At 77.8% G+C, this 7588-nt stretch carries 4 protein-coding genes and 1 pseudogene; 3 read left to right on the top strand and 2 right to left on the bottom strand.

The features are described 5' to 3' along the window. Window positions 1-127 (top strand): annotated as a pseudogene (locus ACI8AK_RS16435) (IS481 family transposase); the annotation flags it as partial. On the opposite strand, the gene ftsY reads toward ACI8AK_RS16435, so the two are convergent. Continuing rightward, on the bottom strand, window positions 124-1362 hold the full coding sequence (ftsY, locus tag ACI8AK_RS16430) for a signal recognition particle-docking protein FtsY (RefSeq protein WP_387993492.1): 1239 nt from the start codon (window positions 1360-1362) through the stop codon (window positions 124-126). The pseudogene ACI8AK_RS16435 and the gene ftsY overlap by 4 nt on opposite strands. Before the next feature lie 72 nt (window positions 1363-1434). Between ftsY and ACI8AK_RS16425 the strand changes: the two genes are divergently transcribed. Next, complete coding sequence (locus ACI8AK_RS16425; protein ID WP_456957116.1) at window positions 1435-3150, top strand: alkaline phosphatase D family protein; 1716 nt, start codon at window positions 1435-1437, stop codon at window positions 3148-3150. A 4-nt stretch (window positions 3151-3154) separates the two neighbouring features. Continuing rightward, the gene (locus ACI8AK_RS16420; protein ID WP_387993498.1) at window positions 3155-3970 is read left to right on the top strand and encodes an endonuclease/exonuclease/phosphatase family protein; all 816 of its coding nucleotides are present in this window, start codon (window positions 3155-3157) and stop codon (window positions 3968-3970) included. Window positions 3971-3977: 7 nt separating this feature from the next. Here ACI8AK_RS16420 and smc read toward each other — a convergent pair whose 3' ends face one another. Further along, window positions 3978-7550, bottom strand: a complete 3573-nt coding sequence (smc, locus tag ACI8AK_RS16415; RefSeq protein WP_456957115.1) for a chromosome segregation protein SMC — start codon at window positions 7548-7550, stop codon at window positions 3978-3980. Window positions 7551-7588 lie beyond the last annotated feature (38 nt).

Genomic DNA, 7588 nt, shown 5'->3' with positions numbered 1-7588 from the left:
AGAACGCGCCGCTGCCTTGCCCGCCTGGCTACACACCTACAACCATCACCGCAGCCACACCGCGCTCGACGGACAGCCACCGATCAGCCGCACCACCGTCAGCAACGCAGCTGGGCACTACAGCTAGTCCGCGGCGCCGACCAGGCCCTCGGCGAAGGCCTCCGGCTCGAACGGCGCGAGGTCGTCGGCGCCCTCGCCCAGGCCGATCAGCTTGACCGGGATGCCGAGCTCGCGCTGCACCGAGACGACGATGCCGCCCTTGGCGGTGCCGTCGAGCTTGGTGAGCACCACGCCGGTGACGTCGACGGCCTGGGTGAACACCCGCGCCTGCACGATGCCGTTCTGCCCGGTGGTGGCGTCGAGGACCAGCAGCGTCTCGGTGACCGGGCTCTGCTTCTCCACGACCCGCTTGATCTTGCCCAGCTCGTCCATGAGGCCGGACTTGGTGTGCAGCCGCCCGGCGGTGTCGACGACGACGGTGTCGACCTCGGCCTCGACGCCCGTGCGCACCGCCTCGAACGCCACCGACGCGGGGTCGGCGCCCTCCCGCCCGCGGACGGTGAGCACGCCCACCCGCTCGCCCCAGGTCTCGAGCTGGTCGGCGGCGGCGGCGCGGAAGGTGTCGGCGGCACCGAGGACGACGCTCTTGCCGTCCCCGACGAGCACGCGGGCGATCTTGCCGACCGTCGTCGTCTTGCCGGCGCCGTTGACCCCGACGACGAGGAGCACGCCGGGCCGCCCCCCGTGCCGGTCGGTGGCCAGGCTCCGGTCGAGGTCGGGCCCGAGGACGGCCGTCAGCTCGCGGACGAGCAGCGCGCGCAGGTCGGCGGGCGTGGCGGTGGCCAGCACCATCGACTGGGTGCGCAGCCGCTCGACGATCTGGGTGGTCGCGGCGACGCCGACGTCGGCGGCCAGCAGGGTCTCCTCGACCTCCTCCCAGTCGTCCTCGGTGAGCCGCTCGCGGGCGAGCACGGTCAGCAGGCCGCGGCCGAGCGAGGACTGCGAGCGGGCCAGCCGCGAGCGCAGCCGGACCAGCCGGCCGGCCGACGGCGGCGGCGTCTCGAAGACGACGCCCGGCTCCGCCTCGGCCGGCGGCAGCTCGACGGCGGGCGGCGTCTCGGGCGAGACGGTGTCCGGCTCGGCCGGCGCGAGACCCTGACCGGAGGCGGTGGCACCCGACGGCCGGTCCTCCCGCGGCGGCGCGGGCGGTGGCGCCGTGGGCGGCCGCGGGCGGGTGAGCGTGGTGCCGGCGGCGGCGTCCTCGTCCAGCCGGGTGGTACGGCGACCGCGGCCCACCAGGAGGCCCACCCCGGCGACCAGGGCCACGAGGACGATCGCGATCGCGATCAGCACGAACTCCATGCCGGTCAGTCTCCCAGTTCGCGCTCAGCGGGTTCTGGGCGGAACCCGGGTCGGTGGGCGAGGCTGGCGGCCATGCCGCCGCCCGCCGGGGATCCCCCGGCCCTCCTGCTCGGCCCGCTCCTGCGACACGTCGACCCCGTGTCGGCGACCGTGTGGGTGGAGACCGACCGCCCGTGCACCGTCGACGTCCTCGGGCGCAGCGCGCGCACCTTCCGCGTGGGCGGGCACCACTACGCGCTCGTCGTCGTCGAGGGGCTGGCGCCGGGCAGCACCACGCCCTACGAGGTGCACCTGTCGACCGACGGCACCGACGGCGTCCGGGTGTGGCCCGAGGAGGGCTCGCCGTTCCCGCCGAGCCGGATCCGCACGCCCGGGCGGCCCGGGCCCTTCCGGCTGGCCTTCGGCTCCTGCCGCTACGCCTCACCGGGCACCGTCGACGTCGCCGAGGGCATCCCGCCCGACGCGCTGGACGCCTACGCCGAGCGGGTCGCGGCGCTGCCCGAGGACGAGTGGCCGGACGCGCTGGTGCTGCTCGGCGACCAGGTCTACGCCGACGAGCTGACCCCGGCGACGCGCAGCTGGCTGGGCCTGCGCCGGGGCGGGCCGGTGCGCCACGACGCCCAGGTGCACGACCTGGAGGAGTACACGCGGCTCTACGCCGAGTCCTGGAGCGACCCGCAGGTGCGGTGGCTGCTGGCCACCGTCCCGTCGTCCATGGTGTTCGACGACCACGAGATGATCGACGACTGGAACACCTCGGCCGCCTGGCGGCGCCGGGTGACCACGACGGACTGGTGGGCCGACCGCATCGCCGGCGGCATGGTCAGCTACTGGGTCTACCAGCACCTGGGCAACCTCTCCCCCGCCGAGCTGGCGGCCAGCGGGACGTGGCAGGCGGTGTGCGCGCTGCCCGAGGGGGCCGACGCCGAGCCGGTGCTGCGCGAGATGGCCGAGGTCGCCGACCGGGACCCGCGGTCGGTGCGCTGGAGCTACGTGCGCCACTGGGGCGACGCGCGGCTGCTCGTGGTGGACAGCCGGGCCGGGCGGGTGCTCGACGAGCAGTCCCGCCGGATGGTCGACGACGACGAGTTCGCCTGGATCGAGGAGCAGGTGCGGGCCGCGGTCGCGGACGGCGTCGAGCACCTGCTGGTCGGCACGTCGCTGCCCTGGCTGCTCCCCCACGCGATCGACGCGATCGAGCGCTGGGACGAGGCGCTGGCGGTCCGGCACGAGGGGCGGCCGCTGGGCCGGCTGGCCGAGGCGCTGCGGCAGGCCGCCGACCTCGAGCACTGGGCCGCGTTCGGGCACTCCTTCGACCGGCTGGCCGCCGCGCTGCTGGCCGCGGCCCGCGGCGAGCACGGCCGGGCGCCGGCGACGGCGGTGGTGCTCTCCGGCGACGTCCACCACGCCTACGCCGCCGAGGTGGTCTCCCCCGGCGGCCTGTCCGGGCGGGTGCACCAGCTCACCGTCTCGCCGCTGCACAACCAGGCGCCGCACCCGATCCGGGTCGGGTTCCGCATCGGCTGGAGCCGCTGGGCGCGGCGGCTGACCGGGGCGATCGCGCGGGCGGCCCGCGTCCGTCCCGCGTCGGTGGAGTGGGTCAAGGCGGCCGGGCCGTTCTTCGGCAACCAGGTGGGCGAGCTGGTGCTCGAGGGCCGGCGGGCGCGGTTCGTGCTGCACGTGAGCGACCACCGGGCCGACGGCGAGGAGTGCCTGCAGCAGGTGCTCGACCTGCCGCTGGCCGGTCCGGTGCCCGCTGCGGCCCCGGCGGCGGAGGTGACAGGCTGACGGGGTGACCGATCCCCGTGGTGTCAAGCCGGCCCCCGGGCCCGACCAGCCGCCCATCCCCGTCCGGCTGGTCACCTTCAACACGCACCACGGCGTGGGCGACGACCGGCGGCACGACCTGCCGCGGCTGGCGAAGGTGCTCGCCGCCGCCGACGCCGACGTCATCTGCCTGCAGGAGGTGGACCGGCACTTCGGCGAGCGCAGCGAGGACGTCGACCAGGCGCTGCTGCTGTCCCGGGCGCTGGACGTGCAGCTGGCGTGGGGCCCGGCGATCGACGAGGCCCGCCCCGGGGACGCGCCGCGGCGTCAGTACGGCAACGCGCTGCTGTCCCGGCTGCCGATCCTGGTCAGCGACGTCCACCCGCTGCCGGGCAGCGGCGAGCCGCGCAGCGCGCTGCGCACCCTGGTGGAGCTCGACGGCGGCGCGCTGTGGGTGACCACCACCCACCTGACGACGCGGTCGGCGGCCGAGCGCGCCGAGCAGGTGGAGCTGCTGGCGGCGCTGACCACCGAGTCCATGGCCACCGGCGTGCTGGTCGGCGACCTCAACGCCGCCCCCGACGCCCCCGAGCTCGCCGGCCTGCGCGAGCGGTTCACCGACGCCTGGGAGGTCGCGGGCGAGCGCGAGGACCAGGCGCGGTGGCGCTTCTGGCAGCGCGAGGAGGGCCTCACGCACCCCGCCCGCGCCCCGCACGCGCGCATCGACCAGGTGTGGGTGACCCCGGGCATCCAGGTCGCCGGGGCGCGGGTCCTCGACGGCGCCGGCGCCTCGGACCACCTGCCGCTGGTCGTCGACCTGCTGGTCCCCTCCGGGGTCTGAGGACGCCTCAGGCGGACGCGGCGTCGGCCTCGCGCAGGCGCTGGCTGATGACGCCGGTGATGCCGTCGCCGCGCATGCTCACGCCGTAGAGGGCGTCGGCGATCTCCATCGTCCGCTTCTGGTGGGTGATGACGATCAGCTGCGACGTCGCCCGCAGCTGCTCGACGAGGGTGAGCAGCCGGCCCAGGTTGACGTCGTCGAGGGCGGCCTCGACCTCGTCGAGCACGTAGAACGGCGAGGGCCGCGCCCGGAAGATCGACACCAGCAGCGCGACGGCGGTCAGCGAGCGCTCGCCGCCGGACAGCAGCGACAGCCGCTTGACCTTCTTGCCCGGCGGGCGGGCCTCGATCTCCACGCCGGTGGTGAGCATGTCCTCGGGGTCGGTGAGCACCAGCCGGCCCTGCCCGCCGGGGAACAGGGTGGCGAAGACGCCCTCGAACTCGCGGGCGACGTCGGCGAACGCGGACGCGAACACGTCGTGGATGCGCCCGTCGACCTCGCGGACGACGGTCAGCAGGTCCCGGCGGGTGGCCCTGAGGTCCTCGAGCTGGGTGGCGAGGAAGGTGTGCCGCTCCTCGAGCGCGGCGAACTCCTCCAGCGCCAGCGGGTTGACCTTGCCGAGGGTGGTGAGGTCCCGCTCGGCGCGGGCGGCCCGGCGCTCCTGGGTGGCGCGGTCGTAGGGCACCGCGGCGGGCTCGGGCTCGCCTGCGGCCTCGGCGGCGGCGACCTGCGCCGGGGTGGGCGGCACCGGAGCGGCCGGCCCGTACTCGGCGACCAGCGTGGGCAGGTCGACGCCGAACTCCTCGGCGGCGCGCTCCTCCAGCGCCTCGATGCGCAGCCGCTGCTCGGCGCGGGCGACCTCGTCGCGGTGCACCTCGTCGGTGAGCCGCTCCAGCTCCGCGGTCGCCGCGCGGACCCGGGTGCGCACCTCGAGCAGCTCGGCCTCGCGGGCGGTGCGCTGCCGGGCCAGCTCGTCGCGCTCGGCCGCGGCGCGGGTCAGCGAGCCGGTCAGCGCGGCGAGGGCCTCCTCGGCGCCGGCGCGCACCCGGGCGGCGACCTCCGCGCCGCGGCGGCGGGCCAGCCGGGCGGCCGCGGCGCGCTCGCGGGCGGCCCGCTCCTGCCGGGCCTGGCGGCGCAGCGCGTCGGCGCGCCCGGACAGCGCGCGGGCCCGCTCCTCCGCCGTCCGCACGGCCAGCCGGGCCTCGGTCTCGGCCTGCCGGGCCGCGGCCACCTCCAGCCGCAGCCGGTCGCGCTGCTCGGCCGACGGCTCCTCCTCGACCGGCGCCGCCTCCGCCTCGGCGAGCCGGGCCTCGAGCTCGGCGAGCCCGGCCCGCGACTCCTCCAGCGCCTGCTCGGCGCGCCGCCGGGCGGCGTCCGAGCGCTCGGCCTCCGCGGCGGCCGACCGGGCCGCCGCACCCAGCTCGGCGAGCTGCGCGGCGAGCGCCGAGCGGCTGCGGTCGGCGGCCTGGCGGGCGGCCAGGGCGGCGTCGACGTCGGCCGAGCGCGCGCGGGCGGTCTCGCGGGCGGCGGCCAGCCGGTCGGCGAGGTCGGCGGCGCGGTCGCTGGCGGCGGCGAGCTCGCGCTCGGCCTCGTCGACGCGGGCGCGCACCTCCAGGCCCGAGGGGGCGTTCGTCGCGCCGCCGGTGGCGGAGTCGGCGCCCACGAGGTCGCCGTCGGCGGTGACCGCGCGCACCCGCGGGTGCGTGGCCACCAGCGCGCGGGCGGCGTCGAGGGTGGGGACGACGGCGACCCGGTCGAGCGCGCGGGCCAGCGCCGGGTGCAGCTCCGCGGGCGCCTCGACGAGGTCCAGCGCCCAGGACAGGCCCTCGGGCAGCGCCGGCCAGCCCTCGCGCGGCAGCGGGGGCGGGCCGCCGGTGACCAGCAGCCCGGCGCGGCCGGCGTCGGTGTCGCGCAGCCGCGCGAGCACGGCGGTGGCCTCGGCGACCCCGGTGACGACGACGGCCTCGGCCAGCCCGCCGAGGGCGGCGGCCAGCGGCACCTCCGCGCCGGGCGCGACGGTGATCCGGTCGGTGACCGGCCCGACGACGCCGGGCAGGCCCGAGGCGAGGACGGCGGCCGCGCCGTCGGCGGGGGCCAGGCCCAGGGCGAGCGCGTCGCGGCGGGCGGCCCAGGAGGCGCGGTCGCGCTCGGCGGCGCGCTCGGCGTCGGCGAGCTCGGTGACCGCCCGCGCGGCGGCGGTGTGCGCGGCGACGGCGTCGGTGTGCGCGGTGACCAGCGCGACGTCCTCGTCGTCGGCGTCGGCGACGCCGGCCCGCCGCTCGGCCAGCCGCGCCCCGGCGGCCTCGGCGCGCGCGGCCGCCTCGGCGGCGGCCTGGGCCAGCCGCTCCACCTCGGCCTGCCCGGCGGCGGCGCGGGAGCGCCCGGCGGCGACCTTCCCCGACAGCCGGGCCAGGCCCTCGCGGCGGTCGGCGAGCGCGCGGGTGGCGGCCACCCAGGCGCGCTCCTCCGCGGCCAGCGCCTCCTCCAGCCCGGCGCGGGCGGCGACGGCGGTGGCGAGCCGGCCGCGCTCGGCCTCGAGCCCGGCGGCGAGCTCGGCCTCGGTCGCGGCGACCCGGTCGGCCTCGGCCTCCAGCTGCTCGGGGTCGCGGCCGCCCGTGGGGGCGGGTCCGGCGGCGGACAGGTGGCGGTGCCGCTCGGCGGCCAGCTGGGCGACGCCGCGGAACCGCTCGCCGAGCGCGGACAGCCGGTACCAGGTGTCCTGCGCGGCACCCAGGCGCGGCGCGTCCGCGGCCAGCGCCGCCTCCAGCGCGCCCTCCCGCGTCGACACCTGCACCAGCTCGGCCTCGACGACGGCGCGCCGCTCGCGGGCCGCGGTCTCGTCGGCGACGTCCTTGGCGAGGGCGTCGCGCAGGCCGACCAGGTCGTCGGCGAGCAGCCGGAGGCGGGCGTCGCGCAGCTCGGCCTGCACGCCGGCGGCGCGGCGGGCGACCTCGGCCTGACGGCCCAGCGGCTTGAGCTGGCGGCGCAGCTCGGCGGTCAGGTCGGCCAGCCGGTCGAGGTTGGCCTGCATCGCGTCGAGCTTGCGGAGCGCCTTCTCCTTGCGCTTGCGGTGCTTGAGGACGCCGGCGGCCTCCTCGACGAACGCGCGCCGGTCCTCGGGGCGGCCGGACAGCACGGCGTCGAGCTGGCCCTGGCCGACGATGACGTGCATCTCGCGGCCGATGCCGGCGTCGCTGAGCAGCTCCTGCACGTCGAGCAGGCGGACCTTGTCGCCGTTGATCTCGTACTCGCTCTCGCCGGAGCGGTACATCCGGCGGGTGACCGAGACCTCGGTGTAGTCGATCGGCAGCGCGCCGTCGGCGTTGTCGATGGTGAGGGTCACCTCGGCCCGGCCCAGCGCCGGGCGGCCGGCGGTGCCGGCGAAGATGACGTCCTCCATCTTGCCGCCGCGCAGCGACTTGGCGCCCTGCTCGCCCAGGACCCAGGCGATGGCGTCGACGACGTTGGACTTGCCCGAGCCGTTGGGGCCGACGACGGCGGTGATGCCCGGCTCGAGCCGCAGCGTCGTCGGGGACGCGAAGGACTTGAAGCCCTTGAGCGTCAGGCTGGACAGGTGCACGGACTCGGCAGCCTAGTCCTCCCGGGCCGGTGCGCCGG

The organism is Geodermatophilus sp. SYSU D00867 (assembly GCF_054050315.1).
This window is presented reverse-complemented; position numbering and strand designations above follow the sequence as displayed.